The sequence below is a fragment of the Mycobacterium sp. UM_Kg1 genome, from assembly GCF_000972925.1.
Lineage (GTDB): Bacteria > Actinomycetota > Actinomycetes > Mycobacteriales > Mycobacteriaceae > Mycobacterium > Mycobacterium hiberniae.
The window spans coordinates 1-20,561 of sequence record NZ_JRMK01000030.1; the positions used below are offsets into that span (position 1 = coordinate 1).

Sequence of the window (20,561 nt, forward strand, 5' to 3'; positions counted from 1 at the left end):
TCCTGGTGGCGATCCACATCGGGGCCACCAAGGTGGCGACCTCGCAGGCGGACGGTCGCATCGCCATCACCACGACGCAGTTCGCCGACTACGGGCCGATCGACGCCCGATTCGCGCCCCAGACGGTCAACAAACTGAGCTCGCTGACCGGGGTGGAAAAGATCGAACGGATGGCTGAAATCGAGATCAGCCTCAAAGACGGCTCGCTGGCGCATATTCAGGCCCAGGACCGGCCGACATTTCCGTTCGGATTGCTCGCCGGACAATCCCCGGAGGACAGTCAGAAAGCCAATCAGGTCGTCCTCGGCAGCGTTCTGGCGCGGGAGAAGAATCTCCACATCGGTGACACTCTGGTATTCGGAAGCGGACTCGACGCTCAGGCTATGAGCATCGGCACCATCGTGGCCACTCCCGAATACGGCGGCCGGCGCATCTACATGCCCTATTCCGTCGCCGAACAGATCTACGGCCCCCAGCCCGCCGGCCTGATCTTCGCCACCCCGGCGGCCGGCTTCACCGCCGCCCAAGTCATCGACAACATCAGGGCCGCGGAGTTCGACCAACCGGTGACCGCGGTCGACACCGACGGTTATGCCGCCGACATCGCCGCCTCCATCGGCCGCTACCTGACGCCGCTGAACACCCTCAAGTACGGCCTGCTGGCGATCGCCTTCATCTCGGTGCTGTCGACGCTGCTGCTGGTCGGCATCCGGCGCCGACGGGAAGTGGCGCTGATCCAGGCGCTGGGCGCCACCCGGGTTCGGGTGTTCAGCATCACCACCATCGAGGCGGTCGTCGCCGGTGCGGCGGGCGGTCTGTTCGGCGCGGTGCTCTCGATCGCCATCTCCGAGGCGGTGCGGCGGGCGGCCGTGGTCAACGTCGGCCTGATCACTCCCCTGGTGTTCCCCTGGACCGATGCGGTGGTCTACGCCGTACTGGCCACCGTCGCCGCGGTCTTCGCGGCGATCATTCCCGCTTGGAAGAGCACGCGATCCACCCCGGCGACCGAGCTGCGCGACGAGTGAGTTCACCGCGCTGACCAGTTAAGGATGCAATGACAGTCACCACCCCCACCATCCCCGGCTTCGCCGGCGACGCCGTCTACCCCGGTGACGCCCGCTACGACGAGGTGCGCCAGGTCTTCAACGGGCTGATCGACAAGCGGCCGCAGGTGGTGCTGCAGTGCCGCACCCAGGACGACATCGTCGCCGCGGTCCGCTACGCGGTGGCCTCCGGCGCCGAGATCGCGGTGCGAAGCGGTGGTCACAGCGTCGCCGGCCACTCGGCCACCGACGGCGGCATCGTCATCGATCTGACGCTGATGCGCGGGGTGCGGGTGGACCCCGAGGCGCGGATCGCCTACGTCGACGCCGGTGCCACCTGGGGCGACGTCGACCCGGTGACCAGCCGGCATGGGCTGGCCTGCCCGGGCGGGGTGGTCTCGACGACGGGCGTCGGCGGGTTCTCGCTCGGTGGCGGGATCGGGTGGCTCTCGCGTGCCCACGGCATGACCTGCGACAACCTGATCGGCGCCACCTTGGTGCTGCCGTCGGGCGAGGTGCTCTCGGTCAGCGAGACCGAGAACGCCGACGTGCTGTGGGGTCTGCGCGGCGGGGGCGGGAACTTCGGTGTCGTCGCGCAATTCGTGCTGCGGTTGCACCCGGTGAATGGTGTGGTCGCCGGCGTGCAGTCCTACCCCGACACCGACGCGGAGGCGGCACTCAAGCACTTCCGCGCCCAGATGGACAACGCCGGCGACCACCTGGCCTCGATTCTGGACTTCTCGACCGACCTGACCACGGGCCAGTCACTGGTCAATGTTCTGGGCTGCTCGACACGGACCGACGCGGTCGGCAGCGACGACCTGAGCGCGCTGCTCAATGTCCGCGGCGTGGCGGCCAAACCGGTGCTGGCAGTGCAGCACCAGCTGGATTATTCGACCTGGCAACAGGCCCTGGACTACACCGCGCCGTACGGCTGGCTGAACTACTGGAAGTCGCTGTTCGTCACCGAGCTCACCGACGAGGCGATCCGGCGCATCGCGCTGCTGGGGCGGTCGCGTCCCTCGGCGCAGACCCGGCTGCACCTGATTCGGCTCGGCGGGTACGCCAGCCGGGTTCCGCCGGAGTCCACGGCCGTGGTCGCCCGCGAGCACCCCTACATCATTCACCTGATGGCGACCTGGACAGATCCCGCCGACAGCGCACGGTGCACGGCGTGGGCCGGACAGGCCTTCGAGATCCTGCGTCCGCTGGGTCCGGCGAGCGCCTACCTGAACTTCGTCGGCGACGAGGGGCAGGACCGCATCCGCGCCACATTCGGCGATGCCGGATACCGGCGCCTGGCCGATCTCAAGGCGCGGCTGGACCCGGACAACCGGTTCACCCTCAACCACAACATCGAGCCGGCAACGGGGAGTTAACCCTCAGCAGTTCTTTCGGGTGTCGCCGGCGCCGACGCACGGTTGAGCCCCCGCATTCTGGGTATTGTTGTCCGCGGGGGAAAGGACGCCATGATGTCTGCCGCGCACGATGAGGAGTTGGTGTTCGCAGGCGTGGCGCGTTTGGCGCAGCTGGTGCGTGCGCGCGAGGTCTCACCGCGCGAGTTGGTGGCGCTGTATCTGGACCGGATCGCCCGCCTGGACCCGGTTTTGAATGTGTTCCGCACCGTGTTGGGTGACCGGGCGATGGCCGAAGCCGCACGCGTGGAGCAGCGGCTGGCCGCCGGGGAAGCGCTGCCGCTGGCCGGCGTACCGATCGCGATCAAAGACGACACCGACGTGGCGGGCGTTTCGTCGATGTGCGGCACCGGGATTGACGTCGGCCCCGCCAGCACCGACAGCGCCGCGGTGCGCCGGCTGCGTTCTGCCGGCGCGGTGATCATCGGCAAAACCCACCTGTCGGAGTTCGGCGCCTACCCGGTGAGCGAATCGGCGACCTGGGGGGTGACCCGCAACCCGTGGGATCTCTACCGCACCCCGGGAGGCTCCAGCGGTGGTTCGGCGGCCGCCGTCGCCGCGGGGATGGTGCCCGGCGCCACCGGCAGTGACAGCGGCGGCTCGGTCCGCATTCCGGCCGCGTGCTGCGGGTTGGTCGGACTGAAGGGCCAGCGCGGCCGCATCAGCACCAAGGAGTCGCCGGAACGGGCCTACCGGTTCCACGGCCTCAACCACATCGGGCCGCTGGCTCGCAGCGTCATCGACGCGGCCTTGCTGCACGACGCAATGACCGGCCCCGAACCCGACGACGAGATCGCTTCGCCACCGCCGGCACCGCCGCTGACCGAGGCGCTGCTGGCGCCGCCGCGCCGGCTGCGGATCGCGATGTCGTTCAAGCCGGTGGTCCCGGTGGCGGTCAGTGACGAGGTCCGCCGTCCGGTTCTTGCGACCGCGGAGTTGTTGCGGTCGCTGGGCCATGAGGTCATCGAGCGCGATCCCGTCTATCCGGTGACGGGTATCGCCGCGGTGCTTGCCCTGTTCATGAACGGCTTCGCCCACGAAGTCGAGCGACTGCCGAAAACCGAACTGCTGGAACGGCGTATGCAGGCCGAGGCCCGGACCAGCAGGCTGGTTCCGGATTGGCTGGCCCGCTGGGCCGTCTCGGCCCAACCCCGGATCACCGCCCGCTCGCAGCGCCCGATCGCCGACTTCGACCTTCTGATGACCCCGGTGCTGGCGATTCCGCCGGTGCGGGTGGGCTATTTCGAGGGCCTCGGACCGACCCGCGCCATGCTGCGGATGCTCAAGTTCATCCCGTTCACCTTTCCCCAGTGCTACAGCGGTCAGCCCGCCATGTCGATTCCGACCGGGATCTCGGCCGACGGCCTGCCCGAAGCGGTGCATGTGGTGGCACGGGCCAACGACGAAGCCACTCTGGTTTCACTGGCCGCGGAGATCGAGTCGGTGGCGCCCTGGGCGCAGCGTCGTCCGCCCACCGAATCGCTGCTGTCGCAGGCCGGACTCTACGACGGTATGCCGTCCGCGCCAGCGGTGCGCTCAGCCGAGCAGCACAGCGATCGCTAGCGTTCCGGCCAGCACCGCCACCGCGAGCGCATCACGCCAGCCGGGCGGCTGCGGCTGGGCCGCGATGCGGCCGACGCCACCGCGCGCGGTGATGGCCTCCCCCATCTCCGTCGCGCGGCGCAGCGAGACAACCATGGCCGCAGTGGACAGGTTGACCAGTTCGGCGCGCCGCGACAGCTTCTGCGGTTGCGGCGGCTGCAGACGGCGCGCGGCCGAGAGCAGCCGGAATTCATCGGCCAGCATCGGAAACATCCGGAAGGCCAGCGACGCGGTGACCGCCCAGTCCTCGACGGGCAGGCCCACGATGCGCAACGGCCGGAAGATCAGCGCGACCGCCGGGGCGATATCGGCCACATGCGTCGTCCATGAGGTCACCGCGCCGAGGCTGAGCAAGGCCACCCCCAGGGCCGTGATGCGCATGAAGTCCAGGAACCCGCCCACCCCGACGGCGTGGGACCCGAACGTGATCTGCGGGCCGCCGCCATTGGCGATCGTCAGCAGGCTGCCCACGGCGAGGATCCCCCAGATCCCGCGCGGTATCGACGGGATGCAGCGCGGCGAGATGCCGGCCAGGGCGGCGGTGATCACCACGAGAAGCACCACCAGACCGATGACCGGCCATGTCGGCTTGATCGTCAGAACTGCCGATATCGCCAGTACAGCAATAAGTTTCGTACCGGCCCAGAGGGCATGAATCGGCGAGGTCCCGGGCACGGGGCGCATCAGCATCAGCGGCCGGCGGCTCACGGCTGCTCCGTTCGGACGCTCGCCGGGGTTGCGGGTTCCAGACACAGGGTGCGGGGACACAGTCGCGCCATGCTGTCGGTGTCGTGCGAGATCACCACGATGGTCTGCCCTTGGTTGCGGATCCCGACGAGCAGGTCGATGAGATCGGCCTGGGCGTCGACGTCCAGACCGGCCAGCGGTTCGTCGAGGATGAGCAGGCGCGGGGAACGCGCCAGCAGTCCGGCCAGCGCCAGCCGGCGCAACTGTCCTCCGCTGAGCCGATCGATCAGCACGTCGGCCAGCGCGGCATCCAGGCCGACCGAGGCCAGTGCACGGTGGATGCGCTCGGTGTCGGTGACCGCCCACCCCGCCAGCGCGGCCACCGCAGCACCGGCATGGCCGCGCAGCAGTTGCAGCCGGGCGGCCTGGAAACACAACGCGACCGCACCCACCTGTTCGGCGGTGGGGCGTCCGTCGAGCAGGCAGCTGCCCGACGACGGTTCCAGCAGCCCCGCCATGATCCAGGCCAACGTGGACTTGCCCGAGCCGTTGGCGCCGTAGAGCAGGACGCCGTCGCCGGCGTCCACCCGGAACGAGACGTTGCGCAGGACCGGCGTGGACCACGGCGTGCCTGCGGCGTAGTCGAATGACACATCGCGAACGTCGAGAATCGTCTCCCTGCCGCGTTCGGGGGCGGGGCCGGGTTGCGGCTCGATGCGGGCGGCTTCGCGCTCGCCGTTGCCGATGGCGACCACCTGGTCGGCGGTGCCGGCTTCGGCTGGGTAATGGGTGATGTGCACCAGCCCCAGACGGTGATGCCCGGTCAGACCGTCCAGGACACTCAGCAACCGCTGCCGGCCGGCCTGGTCGACCATGGTCGTCACCTCGTCGGCGATCAGCAGCGCCGGCTCGCGGGCGAGCGCCGAGGCCACCGCGAGCCGCTGCAGTTCCCCGCCCGACAGCCCGGTGGTGTCGCGAGCCCCCATGCCGCCCATGCCCACTTCCTCGAGCAGGCTCTCCACGTCGACATCCCGGTCGGCTGCCAGGCCCCACACGACATCGTCGCGGACCCGCATACCCAACACCTGACTCTCCGGGTGCTGGAAGACCAGCGCGGTACCGCCGGCGCGGCCGAGGCCGACGCCGGCGGGTCGTTCGACGGTCCCGGTGGTCGGCGGCAGGCCTGCCAGGATGCGCATCAGGGTGGATTTCCCCGAGCCGTTGGCACCGGTGACCGCGACATGGTCGCCGACATCGACACGCATGCTGATCGGGGCCAAGGCATCGTGTTCGGCGCCCGGGTACCGGTAGCCGACATCGGTCAAGACGACCGGCAGCGGGCCGGGCGCGCCCTCGTCGGGAGCGAACGGCAGCAGATTCGCCGGTGAGAGGTCCGTGACCGCCTCGAGCCGGCGCAGGACGGGGGCGAGCACCCGCCAACCGAAGGACGTGCCGAAGACGACGATGAGCCAGACCGAGATTCCGAGGAACACGACCCAGTGCGCCCGCCACCCCGGCATGGCGGAATCCAGGCTCGCCGCGGCCCCGCCGAGCACCGGGACGTTGTGCAGCAGCGCCGCGAGCCCGCCGGCATTGGCGGCCAGGGTGTTCAAGAGCACCTCACGCATCTGGGCCATTGCCGCGAAGAACCCCAAGGTGATTCCGGACATCACGACGCCCCACACGGCTGCCACGGCCAACAGCGTCGGCACACCGCGGCCGTGGCGCCTGACCCGGCCGGTGATCACGCCCATGTAGGCCGCTGTCCCCGCCGCCACCATGGCCCCAAAACCGGCGATCATGAAACTGATCAGACAACTGACGGCAAACGCCGCACCCGCGGCGCGCAGACGGTGCCGGTAGCTCAGCACGCCCATGGGCACCGCACCCATCCACGCCAACACCACCGCACCCGGCAGGACGATCGAGACGATCGCGATGCCGGCCATCAGTGCTGCAGTCATGGCGGCCTGCGCCAATTCGGCCGGCTGCATGCCCCGCGGCCGCCGGTCCGTGGTGCTGACGCGCTCGGGCTTCGCCGCAGGCCACGAGGAGGTGCGACGTGAACTCACGGCAACGGCTCCACTGATCTGCACCCCGGAGACACAGCTGAGAAACCTTTCCCGATTAGTCGACTAGGTCGGAACTTTATAACCTCAGGTCCATAACGGGTGCAGGTGGCATGCCGATCCAGGGTGGCGGCGCATCAGCCGTCGAACGCGGATTGCGCCCCGGTCAGTCCAGATAGCCGTTGTCGCGGTACCACTCGTAGCCGGCGCGCAGCGCGGTCGTGAACGGCGTGAACGGCACGCCCAGCTCCGCGCGGGATTTGGTGGCATCGGCGTAGATCTCCGCGGTGGAAAGCCGCATCTGGCGGGCATCGATCGGCAACCGCGGGCCCACGACGGTCCGGGCGACGCTGACCCCGGCCGCTGCCACCGGAAGCAGCCAGCGCGGCAGCACCACCGACGGTGGGCGCCGGCCGAAGAGCTCGTTGGCGGCACCGAAAACCTCACGGAACAAAAGGTTCTCCCCGCCGAGGATGTACCGTTGGCCGATCCGGCCCCGCTCCGCGGCGGCGATATGCCCGGCTACCACGTCATCGACCGAGACGAAGTTGGTGCCGCCGGGAGCGGCGAACCACAACCGGCCCTGCTGGGCCTGGACGAGCATCGCGCTGGCGATCCGGTGGACGTCGCGGGGACCGATCACCACCGACGGATTGACGATCACCGCGGGCAGACCTGCGGCGACGGCCTTGCCCAGTTCGGCCTCGGCCAGGTGCTTGCTGTGCCCGTAGGGGAACTGCCGCGGACGGATATTGAATTCGTCGGACTCGACCAGCTGACGGCCACGCTCCGGGACACCCAGTGCTGCAAGAGAACTGGTGAAGACAAATCGCTTCACCCCGGCCCGTGCAGCGGCAGTCGCCATGTCGCGCGTGCCATCGACATTGGTGCGGTAGAGCCGGGTCTGGGTTCGGTAACGCCAGTAGTCCGAGATCGCGGCGGTGTGGAACACCCAGTCGCAGTCGGCCATCGCCTCAGTCAGGGCGTCGACACCGTCGTTGACGTCGCCAACCCGGGTTTCGCAGTCCAAGCCCGCCAGGGCGGCCATCGGCGAACTCGAGCGCCGCAGCACCCGCACCTCGATGCCGCGCCGCAGCAGCGCGGCCACCAGGTTCGAGCCGACGAAACCGGTTCCCCCGGTGACGAATGCGCGCATGCCGATCAGAACCGGTAGGTCGTGCAACCGACCTCGACACCCGAGCCGACCGCCATGATCAGCGCCACGTCCCCGGGCTTGACCAGCCCGCGCCGCCGGGCCTCGGAGATCTGGTAGGGCAGGGTCGAGGTGAACGGGTCAGCGGTCTGACCGTGCGCCTGCAGATCGAGGAACCGCGACCTGTCCACACCGATATGCGCGGCCAGCTCGTCGAGGGCAGCTCCGGGCAGATAGGGCGGGAGCACCACTGCGATGTCCGCGGGCTCCAGACCCTCCAGCATCAACAGCTCCTTGACCGTTCCCGGCAGGCAGCTCACGTAGATGGCGGCCAGGTTCGGGTCGCGGTCCACCCGCAGCCAGGTCCGGCCGTCGCGTTCCTGGGTATAGGTGACCAGGGCGGCCCGGTGCTCCGGGTGGTGGCCGAAGACGAACCGGCCGAAGCCCTCCGGGCCGGGGCTGGGGCTGAGCATGATCGCCGAGCCGGTCTCGGCGATGCCGTTGCGCGCGTAGCCGCTGTCCGGGGTGTTGTTCTCCACTTCGGAGGCCAGCACCATGGCGTGCGCGGTCCGGCCGGCGCCGATCATGCCGGCCGCGATGTGGCAGCCGTTGAGGAAGCCGACCGCCCCGTTGAGGACGTCGAACGCGAAAGTCTTCGCCGCGTCCGCGGACTCCGGCTCGGCGTTGATCCCGACTTCGCCGGCGACCAGGGTGGCGACCGCCGGCTCGCTGAGGAAGTCATCCCGGTAGATGCCGGCGTGAATCACCAGGCCGACCTCGGTCCGCTCGACGCCGCTGTCCTGCAGGCAGGCGCGGGCCGCGTCGACGGCGAACTGGATGGAGCTGGGCGTACCCGCCGCCGGGGCGGTGCCGATGCCCTCGATGCGCACCCGCGGGGTCGCCGGAAGGTCCCGACGGCCACCGGCGGAACGGCCCGGGCGCGGGCCCCGGCCGGACTGGCCGGTGCCGGCGCGGCGCATCCGATCGGGCAGGTCGTCAAAGGTGTAGAGCCCGCTGCCGATGGTCTGGCCCGAGCCGGTGATGGACAGCACCACGTTGTCGCCGGAGTTGAGCCGACCTGCGTTGATGTAGTCATACAGCGCAACGAAATGGGTTGTGGTGGCTGTATTTCCCCGCTCGGCGAGGTTGCAGATGGTGTTGGCGCGGGTTGCCGCACCGGCGCCGAACACCCGGTTGATGGTCAAGATGGCGTCGTTGATGGACGCCTCGGACGTCTGATGCATGAGCAGCTGATCGGCGGTCTCGGGACGCCATCCGTGCCGCTGCATCACCGCAGCAACGTAGGGCACCGAGTGCTTCACCGCGATCGCGGTCTGGGTGACGGAGTCGGTGACCATGATGGCGCCGCCGTGCGGGCCGTCAGTGGCCTTGGCAATGCACAACTTCGCGAATTCGCTGTAGGTGGCCAGGTCCAACTCATGGAAACCGACCCGTTCGTTGGGCCCGAGTTCGAGCACCACCGCCGCACCGGCATCGCCCACCGTCAGGCAGGCCAGCCGCGGGTCCATCGCCCCTTCGATCTCCTGCTGCGCGGTTTCGGTGATGTGGCTGATGTATTCGCCGCTGACGATCAGGGCGTTGCGCACCAGGCCGGTCTTGAGAAAGTCCTGGGCCACGCTGACGCCGGTGAACATGCCTGCGCAGGCGTTGTTGATGTCGAAGCAGACGGCGTTGGCCAGCCCCAGTTGGTCGCGCAGCTGCGAAGCGGTGCTCGGCTCGAAGGTGAACATGTGCTCCGGGCCGTCGCAACGCGAGATGTTGCAGGCGATCACCAGGTCGATCTCTTCGGGGGCGTAGCTTGATCGGGACAGGCAGTCACCGATCGCCTTGCGGCCCAAGTCGATCGAGAATTCGTCTTGGCCGGCCATCCGCCGGCTCTTGATGCCGGTGAGCCGCTCCAGCGGGATCTTCACCTCGTTGACGCAGTCCGCGAGTACCTGTTCGGTCGAGACCGCCCGGGGCGGCAGGTACACACCGAGGCTCTCGATCACCACGTTGCGTCCCGGAACGCTGCGCGCCGGCACCGGTGCCTGCTGGGGCGCCGGCACGGCGACTGCGGGTTCGGGCCGGGGCGCGGCGACGGCAGCGGCCGTGGCGCTCGCCGGTTCCGGGTCCTGCTCGGGTGCCGCCGTGGTCGTGTCCGCGCCACCGATCGGGCCGAATGCCTCGGCCAGCTCGGCAATGGTGCCGTAGACGAACAGCGACTCGGGCCGCAGTTCCAGCCCCAGCTCCCCGACCCGGACCGCGACCTCCAGGGCCTGGGTGGAGGCGCCCCCGAGGGCGAAGAAGTCGTCGGTGACACCGACCCGGTCCACCTCGAGCACCTCGCGCCAGATCGCGGCCAGGGCCTCTTCGGTCGCGTCGCGCGGGGCGACGAATTCTGCAGGTGCGGCGTCGAGGTCTTTGTCGCGCGCGAGCAGCGCCCGGCGGTCCACCTTGCCGCTGGCCGACAACGGCAGCAGGTCGGTGGTGCGGAAGACCGCGGGCACCATCGCCGCCGGCACCAGTTCCAGCAGGAACCGACGCAGCTCGGCGGTGGCGGGGGCAGCCGCGACCGGCACGATGTATGCGATCAGCTGGTTGTTGCCGGCCGCGTCTTTACGGGCCACCACAGCGTTCTCGGCGATCCCCGGGTGGCGCGCCAGCGCGGCCTCCACCTCACCGAGCTCGATCCGGAAGCCGTTGATCTTCACCTGGTCGTCACGCCGGCCCAGGTACTCGATGTTGCCGTCGCGCCGATACCGGGCCAGGTCGCCGGTGCGGTAGAGCAGCGGCGCCGGAGCGCCCTCGGCGGGCTGAGCCACGAACGGGTCGGCGCGAAACGCCGCTGCCGTGGCCTCGGGCCTGTTCAGGTAACCGCGGGCGACGCCCACCCCGCCGATGTGCAGTTCACCGGGCACTCCCACCGGAACCGGGTTTCCCGCCGCGTCCAACAGATGGATCGCGATGTTGGCGATCGGCCGACCGATCGGAATGACGGGGTCGGAATCCCCGCGCACACAATGGAAATGGGTGACATCGATGGCGGCCTCGGTTGGGCCGTAAAGGTTGTACAGCTCGGCGGGCAGTGCCTCGAAGAACGCATCGCGCAGATCCGCGGTGAGCGCCTCGCCGCTGCAGAACACCTTGCGCAGGCCGCCACAGGCGGCCGATTCCGGCGCGGCGAGGAAGCGGCGCAGCATCGACGGCACGAAATGCATTGTGGTGACGCGCTGCTCGACGATAGTGCGGGCCAGGTAGGCGGCGTCCTTGTGCCCTTCTGGCTTGGCGACCACCACGCGGGCGCCGACCGTCAACGGCCAGAAGATCTCCCAGACGAACGGGTCGAAGTTGATCGGGGTCTTGTGCAGCACCCGGTCCTGTTCGGTCAGCGCGTAGGCGTCCTGCATCCACAGCAGTCGGTTGCGGATGCCGGCGTGGGTGTTCAGCGCCCCCTTCGGTGCTCCGGTGGAACCGGACGTGTACATCAGGTAGGCCAGGTCCGCCGACGTCGTGCTCGTCTCGGGCGCGGCCGCCTCTTCGGCGGGCGCCGTGGACGGCTGGTCCAGGCACAGCCGTGCGCCGGTGAAAGCGGTTGGGACATGCGGCAGATGCGCACGGTGCGTCACACATACCGGAGCCTCCGGAATGTCGGCGAGCATCGCTTCCATCCGGCCGGTGGGCTGGGCGGGATCCAACGGCAGGAAGACGCCACCGGCCTTCAGCACCCCGAGCAGGGCGATCACCAGGTCCTCGGAGCGCTCCAGCAGCACCGGAACCACGGCCGGTCCCGGCCCGGCTCCGACCCCGAACTGCCGCAACCGATGCGCCAGGCCGTTGGCCCGCCGATCCAATTCGCCGTAACTGAGGTCGCGGCCGTCGTAGCTGACCGCTACGGCATCCGGCGTGCGCGCGGCGACCGCAGCGACCATCTCGTGCAGGCACGGCGGGGCCGACGGGTACTCGACCGCGGTGTCGTTCCAGGCCCGCAGGGTGGCGCGCTCGGCATCGGTGAGCAGCGACAGCTGCGACAGGGGCGCCTCGGCTGCCCCCGGCTGCACCAGGCCGGACAACAGCAGCGAGAAATGCTGTCCCATCGCGTCGATGGTCGAGGCGTCGAACAGGTCGGTGTTGTACTGCAGCGCCACCTGCAGCTGGTCGCCCTGCTCTCCGACCTGCATGGTGATGTCGAACGGCGAGCCGCCCTGGCCGATGTAGAGGGTCTCCAGCTGAAGGGCGTCGGCAGAGCTCTCGTCGAACAACCGGACCTGCTGCCAGGCGAACGACACCTGGAACAACGGCGTGCGTGCGGCGTCGCGCACCGGCCGCAACCGTTCGACGAGCAGCGGCAGCGGGTACTCCTGGTGGCCGATGGCGCCGAGCACGGTGTCCTTGACCTGACCGAGCAGCGCGGAAAAGCTTGGGTCGTCGCTTAAGTCGACGCGCAGCGGCAGCGGGTTGGTCACGTAGCCGACCATGCCCATCAGACCGGCCCGGTCGCGGCAGGCGAACGGCGACCCGATCACCAGGTCGTCCTGGCCGCTGTAGCGCTGCAGCAGCACCGCATAGGCGGCCAGCAACGCCATGTAGGGCGTCACCCCGGCAGTCCGCGCCAACTCCTTGACACCGGCGGTGACGGCGGCGTCGATGCTGAATCGGTGCAGCGCGCCGTCATAGGTCTGCACCGCCGGACGGGGCCGGTCAGTGCTCAGCGCCAAGGTCGGCAGGTCGCCGGCGAGCGTCTCGCGCCAGTACTCCCACAGCCGCTCGCCCTCAGGTCCGGCCAGCATCCGGGCCTGCTGCGCGGCGAAGTCGACGTAGCGGTCCGCGGGTGGCCCCGGCGGAGTCGAGTACTGTGCGCCCTGTTCGGCGGCGTAGAGCACCCGCAGCTCGTCGAGGATCACGTCGATGGACCAGAAGTCGACGGCGATGTGGTGCACCGTCAGCAGCAACACGTGGTCATCCGGCCGCTGCAGCACCGTCAGTCGCAGCACCGGGCCGGTACGCAGATCGAACGGCCGATTGATCTCGGTCTGGACCCACCGGTCGAGTTCACTCGGGTCCGAACCGGTCTGGTGAACGGCGATACGCAGGGGCCAGCGCGGGTGCACCAGGGCAAGCGGATGGCCGTCGCGCTCGGTGTAGGTGGTCCGCAGCATCGGGTGCCGGTCCACCAGTGCCTGCGCGGCGCGCTGCAGGGCCGCCATGTCCAGGTCGCCGTGCACGCGCCCGGCGTAGGCCACCGTGTATGCCGCGCTGTCCGGCGCCAGGCGGTGCATGAACCACATCGAGCGCTGCCCGTAGGACAGCTCGTGCTCGGACGCCGCGTCCTTGGCCTTGGCCAGCAGCAGCTGGGCCAGCAGCTCACGCTTTTTCTCCGGGGAGAGGCCGGCGAGGTCGGCGGGCACGTCCGGATGGTCCGTCACGCGCTACCTCCGTCTTTGACCTGTTCGGCTTGCTCGTCTTCGGCCATCATCTTGGCCAGCAACGCATCCACCGCTTCGTCGGACAGCTCGGTGACCTGCGCCAGCAGCTCCATCTCCGGTGAGGCAACCTCGGCTCCACCCGGCGCCACGGCGGTCTCGGCGGCCACCACCGGGACCGGCGCCGCTGCCAGTTGCTCGGCGAGCCAGCTGGACAGGCTGACCACGCTCGGCCCGTCCAGCAGCCGGGCAACCGGAACGACGATACCGAGTTCCCGCTCCACTTGGATGCGCAGTTCCAGCGTGATCAGCGAATCCACCCCGAGACTGTTCAACGGTGCGCTCACGTCCAGTCCAGTCGGTGCCAGACCCAGCTTTCCGGCGACCAGGTCGCGCAGGTAGGTCTCCAGCAGCTGCTGACGCTCCTGCGGACCGGCCGCCGCAACCGCGGCGAACAGACCGCTGTCGGATTCCGCACCGCCCGCCGCGCCCGCGTCCTGCAGTTCCCGCAACAGCGGCGACCTCGCGCTGGGGCGCCACCGCGCCCAGTCGATGTCGAGCACCATCGCCTGGGTGGCGCCGTCTGCCAGCAGCGCCGTCAGAGCAGCCAAATACTGTTCCGCCGGCATTCCTTCGACGCCGTAGTGGGCGAAGTGCCGGTGCAGCTCGGAGTTGGTGAACATGCCCAGCCCGGCCCACGGGCCGAAGTTGATGCTCAGCGCCGGCTGGCCGGCCGCCCGGCGCTGCCAGGAAAGCGCGTCCAGGAAGGCGTTCGCGGCGCCGTAGTTGGCCGCACCGGGTGATCCCAGAACCGAGGCCGCCGAGGAGAACATCACGAAGAAGTCGAGCTCCGCGCCGGCGGTGAGGGGGTGCAGGTTCCAGGCACCCTGCACCTTGGGGGCCGTCACCGAACGCAGTTTTTCCGCGTCCAGGCGCGCCAGAATCGCGTCGTCGACAGTTCCGGCGGCATGCACCACACCACGCAGCGGCGGCATCGAGTCGGCGATGACGGCCAGCGCCGCGGCTACATCCTGCGGCTTGGTGACGTCGCCCTGAGTGACCGTGACGTGCGCACCGGCGGCGCGCAGGCCGTCCAGGGCCGCCTGCGCGGCCGGTGACGGTGCGCTACGGCCCATCAGAACCAGGTGGCGGGCACCGCGCTCGACCAGCCAGCGGGCCACTGTGCCACCGACTGCGCCGAGACCGCCGGTGACCAGGTAGGTCGCGTCAACACGCAGCGCGACCTCGCCGGTCTGTGCCGTCGGCGCGGTGTAGGGCTCCAGCCGGGCGACATAGCGGCGGTGACCGCGCAGGGCGACATCTGTCTCGGGGTTGTCCGACCAGATCTCGCCGAGCAGGCCCCGCAGCTCTTCGGGACCGCCGGCGGCGGACAGATCGACGCCGGTGGCCCGCAGCTCGGGGTGTTCGTGGTCGATACTGCGGCCCAGCCCCCAGACCGGTGCCTGGCCTACCGACAGCGCCCCCGTTTCGGCGTCGTCCTCCCCCGCCGGCTGCGCCCCGCGGGTCACCAGCCACAGCCGCGGCGATTCCGGCCAGCCGGTGCGCGTCAGCGCCTGGATCAGGTGGACGACGCTCAGCGATCCGAGCGTGATCGCCGTCTGTAGCGACTCGTCGGTGGTGTCGGCAGGTGCTGCGTCCAGCACGTTCCACAGGTGCACCACGCCCCGGCACGGCGGGCGGTCACCGCCGAACGCGGCGCGCAGCAGCTCCCCGAAATGTTCGGGGCGGGCCGGGTCGATGCGGTAACTGTCGGCGGAGATCCGTTCGATCTCGGCGAGTCCGACAACCGGTTCGACCAGCACGCACGACTGCGACTGCGCCTCGAGGTAGTCGCGCAGGATGTCGGCGACCGGACCGTCGGACAGGATCAGCCAGCTCCCGGCACCCTGGGGCCGGGGTTCGGCGCCGGTCGCCAATGACGCCGGCTGCCAACGCATCTGGTAGCTGCGGGCCCGCGGGTCTGTGGGAGCGGTGCTGACGGCCGGCGCGGGCGACGCCCCGGCGGCCAGGGTTCCGGTGGCCAGCAGCGACCACTGCGTTCCGGTGTGGTCGCAGACGTAGCACTCGAAGCTGTCTCCGGTCAGCGCGAACTGCACCGTAGGGCCCTGGCCCGGGGCACCGAGGTTCAGCTCGGCAACCGAACGGTCGCCGGGGCCGAAGGCGACTTCAGCCGCAGTCAGCGCCAACTCGCGCAGGCCGTCGGCCGACAGAGCGGCCGGACCGGTGATGTCGACCTCGGCCAGCACGGTTTCGGGCTGCGCCGCCGACCTGATCGGTCCGCGCCAGCCACCGCCGCCGGGCGCCCCCGCGGCGCTGTGCCGCGGCGCCGCGATCGAGCCGGCGTTGAGCCAGGAATGCACCCGCTGCCAGGGGTAGGTCGGGGCAGGCACACAGCGGCTGCCGGCGGGATAGATCTGTTCCCAGGCCACCCGCTGCCCCATGGTGTAGAGCGTGCCCAGGGAACCGAGCATGGTCGCCCGGCCCTCGTCGTCGCGGCGCATCGAGGGCAGCAGCGTGGCGCTGCGATGCAGATGCTCGGCATCTTCGCGGGCCGCCGTCAGCAGGATGGGATGCGGGCTGAGCTCGACGAACGTGTTGTGCCCGGTTTCGAGCAGCCGCCGCAGCGCCGGCGAGAACCGGACCGGCGAGCACAGGTTCGCCACCCAGTAGTCGGCGTCCAGCAGTTTGTCGCCCACCAGTTCGCCGGTGACCGTCGAATACATCGGCACGCTCGGGGCGGTCGGCTTCAGCTTCACCAGGCTGCCGCGCAGCCCGGCGCCGAGAGCCTCCATCTGCGGACTGTGCGAGGCGACGTCGACCTCGATCCACCGGCAGAACCGGTCGCGCTGCTGGAGTTTGGCCATCAACTGTTCGAGCACCGTGCGGTCGCCGGCGAGCACCGTCGACCGGTAACTGTTGCTCGCGGCGACGGCCACCTCGGTCTCGTGGCCGGCGATCAGATCCTGTGCCTCGGCCATGGTGGTTTCGGTGACCATCATCGCCCCGCGCCCGCGGACGCCGCGCAGCATCCGGGCCCGCGCGCAGATCACCCGGGCCGCGTCATCCAGGCTCAGCGCGCCCGCGACGTGAGCAGCCGCGGCCTCGCCGAGGCTGTGCCCCACCACAGCCGCCGGCTCGACACCCCACGACCGCCACAGCGCCGCCAGTGCGACCTGAATCGCGAAGATGGTCGGCTGCAGAATCCCGATGTCGGAGAGCTTGCAACGGTCCTGCGGACCGTCCTGGGCGGCCAGCTCCTTGAGGATGGAATGCCCCAGGTGCGGGAACAGCGCGTCGTCACAGGCCGCCAGCGCCTCGGCGAACACCGGCTCTTGGGACTGCAGTCGAAGCGCCATGCCGTGCCACTGCGAGCCCTGTCCGGAGAACACGAACGTCACCCCCGGGCCGGGCCGGCTGCGCGCACAGTGCCCCACCGCCAATCCCGGGCGCGATTCACCGAGCCGGTAGGCCGACAGCGACTCGAATATCGCCGCCGGAGTGTCACCGACCACCGCGAGCCGGTAGTCGTGGTGGCCGCGCCGGGCCCCGGCGGTGTAGCAGAGGTCGGTCAGGGCGCTGCCGCCCACCAGGCCGCCGGAGAAAAGGGCCATCTCGTACTCGCCGACCAGCGCGGTCAGCGCTTCGGGCGAGCGTGCGGACAGGGCCAGCAGCTCGGTGCGCGGCGCCGCGCCGTCGTCGGGGTGGCTGCTGCGGGCTTGCGGGGCTTCGGTCAATACGACGTGGGCGTTGGTGCCGCCGAACCCGAACGAGCTGACGCCGGCCACCGCGCGGCTGGCCGCCGGCCACGGGGTCAGGCTCTGCGCCACCTCCAGCGGCAGGCTGTCGAACAGGATGTGCGGGTTGGGCTCGGTGTAGTTCAAGCTGGCCGGGATCGCGCGGTGCTGCAACGACAGCGCCACCTTGATCAGGCCGGCGATGCCGGCCGCCGCCTCCAGGTGGCCGATGTTGGTCTTGACCGAGCCGACCAGACAGCGGCTGCCCGCCGGCCGGCCTTCGGCCAGAACCGTGCCCAGGGCGTTGGCCTCGATGGCGTCGCCGATCGCCGTTCCGGTGCCGTGCGCCTCGATGTACTGCGCGGCGCTGACCGGAAGACCGGCCCGGTGGAACGCCTCGGTGAGCACGTCCTCCTGCGCGCGCCCGCTGGGTGCGATCAAGCCGTTGGTCCGGCCGTCGGAATTGGTGGCGCTGCCGCGGATCACCGCGTACACCGGGTCGTTGTCCTCCAATGCCCGGCTGAGCGGTTTGAGCACCACCACCCCGGCGCCCTCGCCGCGGACATAGCCGTCGGCGTCGGCGTCGAAGGTCTTGCAGCGGCCGTCGGGCGCCATCACCCGGGCCTTGCTGAAGTTGATCGCCAGCGCCGGCGACAGGATCACATTCACTCCGGCGGCCAGCGCCATGGTGCATTCGCCGTCGCGCAGGCTGCGGCACGCCAGGTCGACCGCGACCAGCGAGGACGAACAGGCGGTGTCGACCGACATGCTGGGGCCGTGGAAGTCGAACGTGTAGGACAGCCGGTTGGCGGCGATGCTCAGCGCGTTGCCGGTGCCGGTGTAGGCGTCGACGAGCTGCGGCTGTCCCAGCCGCAGGAAGCCGTAGTCGTTGGTGGAGATGCCGACGAACACGCCGGTGCGGCTGCCGGCCAGCTGATCCGGCACCTGACCGGCGTCCTCCAGCGCCTCCCACGCCACCTCGAGCAGCAGCCGCTGCTGTGGGTCCATCTGCGCCGATTCGCGCGGTGAGATCCCGAAGAACTGGAAGTCGAACTGGTCGACCTGACCCAGGAAGCCGCCGCGCCGCGTGACCGCGGTGCCCGGCACCGACGGGTCGGGGTTGTAGAAGGCGTCGGCGTCCCATCGGTCGGCCGGGACGTCACTGGTGGCGTCGACCCCGCCGGACAGCAGCCGCCAGAAGCCCTCGGGGCCGTCGGCGCCGGGGAACCGGCAGCCGATGCCCACGATGGCGATGGGCTCGTCGGGCGCCGGCCGCTCAGGGCGTTCGGCGGCGGCCCCCGCCGCCGGAGCCGTCGGGGATTCTGCCGCGATGCGCGCCAGATGCGCCGACAGCAGATCGATCGACGGGTATTCGTAGGCGATGGTGGGAACCAGCTCGCAGCCCAACCACTTCTCGAGGGCGCTGGAGAGCCGGACCGCGTGGATGGAGTCCAGGCCGTAGAAGGCGAAAGGCTTGGCGGGGTCGATCTCGGCTACCGGCAGCTCGAGATCCTGGGCCAGCCGCTCGATGAGCCAGGCGCTGATCTCCGCGGCTCCCGGGGTGCCCGACGAGCTCTGCGCGGCCGGGGCCGGCTGTGAGGCGGGCTGGGCCTGGGCATCGGCTGCCGAGGGCCATTGCGCCACCACCGGCAGTTCACCGTCGAGATACCGCTGCTTGCACGCGCTGCGCTGGATCTTGCCGCTGGAGGTTGTGGGCAGCTGCAACGGCTGGACCAGCACGACAGCATGCGTGCGCACCGAGTGGTTCTCGGTGACCGCGGTGCGGATGGCCCGCATGGCCTCGTCGGCCTGATCGCCGCTGATCCTGCTCGGGTCCACCTCCTGGACCACGACCAGCTGCTCCGCCGCACCCGGCTCCGGAGCGACCGAGAACACCGCGCCCCGACCGCGCAGCAGCGCCGGGTTGGTGTTCTGAACGGTCAGCTCGATGTCGTTGGGGTAGTGATTGGTGCCGCGGATGATGATCAGATCCTTGCGGCGGCCGGTGACGAACAGCTCCCCGGAGTGCAGGAAGCCCAGATCACCGGTGCGCAGGAACGGCCCCTCGCCGGTGTCGGCCAGCGTGGCGCCGAAGGTCTCGGCGGACAGTTCGGGGGCGCCCCAGTAACCGTGCGCGACGCTGCCGCCCGACACCCAGATCTCGCCGACCCGGTCGCCGGCGCATTCCAGGCGGGTCTCGGGGTCGACGATGATCACCCGCTGACCGCCACGCGGCTTGCCGCAGCCCACCATGGTCGCCACGTTGGGGTCCTCGGCCGCGACACCGATCACCCGGTTGTCGCCGAGGGCGACCCGGTCGACGTGCTGCACCATCGGCACCGGCAGGTCCGATCCGCCGGAGACCAGCAGGGTGCCCTCCGCCAGCCCGTAGACCGGGTAGAACGATTCCGCCCGGAAGCCGGCCGGCGCGAACAGCTCCGCGAAGCTGTCCAGGGTGGCGGTGCGCACCGGTTCCGCCCCGCAGAGCGCCACGGTCCAATGCGACAGGTCCAGCGCGGCTCGTTCCTGCGGTGTGCTCAGCTCGACACACAGGTCGAAGGCGAAGTTCGGCGCGGCGGTGATCATGGCGCGATGCCGGGAGATCGCCTCCAGCCAGCGCATCGGCCGCTTGATGAACGCCGTCGGCGGCATCAGGATCGAGTTGCCGGCCACATACAACGTCTCCAGCAAGCCCCCGATGAGCCCCATGTCGTGGTACGGCGGCAGCCAGAACACACCGGTGGCCTGCATGTCGGTGCTGGCGCCCCAGGCTTCGGCGATGGTCACCAGGTTGTGCACCAGGTTCCCGTGGGTCAGCACGACGCCCTTGGGCGCGCTCGTCGACCCGGAGGTGTACTGCAGCATCGCGATGCTCTCGCCGTCGATCCGCGGCGGCACCCAGGCGGCTTCACTGCCCGCAGCAGTGTCGTCGGTAAGCGACCAGCGCAGCGCCGGCCCACCCGGCAGGCCGTCGATCGCGGGCTTGATCTTGGGCTCGATCTCGCTGGTGGTGAGCGCGAAGCCCGGCTCGACGTCGGCGATGATCGACTCCACGCGCGGCAGCAGGTGCTCGCGCATGGGCGGATGCACCGGGATCGCGATGGCCCCGGCGTACAGGCAGCCGAAGAAGCTGGCGATGAAGTCCAGGCCCGGGGGACACAACACCAGAACGCGCTCCCCGGTGGCACCGTTGCCGTGCAGGTCCACCGCGATCTGACGGGCGCGGCGGTCCAGCTCCCGGTAGGTGATCCGGCTGACCTCGTGCTCGTCGCCGTCCCGCGAGAAGGAAAAGGCCAGCTGGTCGCCGCGCTGCTGCGCGCGTTGCGTCAGCAAGTCCACCAGCGTGCGCAAAGGTTGCACCGTGTCGTCCGGCCCGCTCATCGATCGCGTCTCCCGTATCCCTGACGAAGATGG

The 20,561-nt window shown here is 70.0% G+C and carries 8 protein-coding genes; 3 read left to right on the forward strand and 5 right to left on the reverse strand.

Annotation, left to right across the window (positions count from 1 at the left end; genetic code table 11):
- The 3 genes from LI92_RS07030 to LI92_RS07040 form a co-directional block, all read left to right on the forward strand.
- Positions 1 to 1,025: ABC transporter permease (locus LI92_RS07030; protein ID WP_046317446.1), on the forward strand; the 1,025-nt coding region annotated here is incomplete at its 5' end.
- A gap of 29 nt (positions 1,026 to 1,054) precedes the next feature.
- Entirely contained in the window at positions 1,055 to 2,422 is a 1,368-nt protein-coding gene (locus tag LI92_RS07035; protein ID WP_046317448.1) for an FAD-binding oxidoreductase, read from the forward strand.
- A 90-nt stretch (positions 2,423 to 2,512) separates the two neighbouring features.
- Entirely contained in the window at positions 2,513 to 4,021 is a 1,509-nt protein-coding gene (locus tag LI92_RS07040) for an amidase family protein (RefSeq protein WP_052740726.1), read from the forward strand.
- Here LI92_RS07040 and LI92_RS07045 read toward each other — a convergent pair.
- The 5 genes from LI92_RS07045 to LI92_RS07065 all read right to left on the reverse strand — a co-directional run bounded on the left by LI92_RS07045 (position 3,995) and on the right by LI92_RS07065 (position 20,528).
- Entirely contained in the window at positions 3,995 to 4,750 is a 756-nt protein-coding gene (locus tag LI92_RS07045; protein ID WP_046317495.1) for an energy-coupling factor transporter transmembrane component T family protein, read from the reverse strand. The two genes, LI92_RS07040 and LI92_RS07045, sit on opposite strands and share 27 nt — an antisense overlap.
- 14 nt (positions 4,751 to 4,764) lie before the next feature.
- The gene (locus LI92_RS07050; RefSeq protein ID WP_046317449.1) at positions 4,765 to 6,741 is read right to left on the reverse strand and encodes an ABC transporter ATP-binding protein; all 1,977 of its coding nucleotides are present in this window, start codon (positions 6,739 to 6,741) and stop codon (positions 4,765 to 4,767) included.
- A gap of 241 nt (positions 6,742 to 6,982) precedes the next feature.
- Positions 6,983 to 7,972: an NAD-dependent epimerase/dehydratase family protein gene (locus tag LI92_RS07055; RefSeq protein ID WP_046317452.1), complete on the reverse strand. Its 990-nt coding sequence runs from the start codon at positions 7,970 to 7,972 to the stop codon at positions 6,983 to 6,985.
- Between the two features lie 5 nt (positions 7,973 to 7,977).
- Entirely contained in the window at positions 7,978 to 13,395 is a 5,418-nt protein-coding gene (locus tag LI92_RS07060; RefSeq protein WP_046317454.1) for a non-ribosomal peptide synthetase, read from the reverse strand.
- Positions 13,392 to 20,528, reverse strand: coding sequence for a type I polyketide synthase (locus LI92_RS07065; protein WP_046317455.1), 7,137 nt, complete (start codon positions 20,526 to 20,528; stop codon positions 13,392 to 13,394). Before LI92_RS07065 ends, LI92_RS07060 begins: the two co-directional genes overlap by 4 nt.
- Between the last annotated feature and the right edge of the window lie 33 nt (positions 20,529 to 20,561).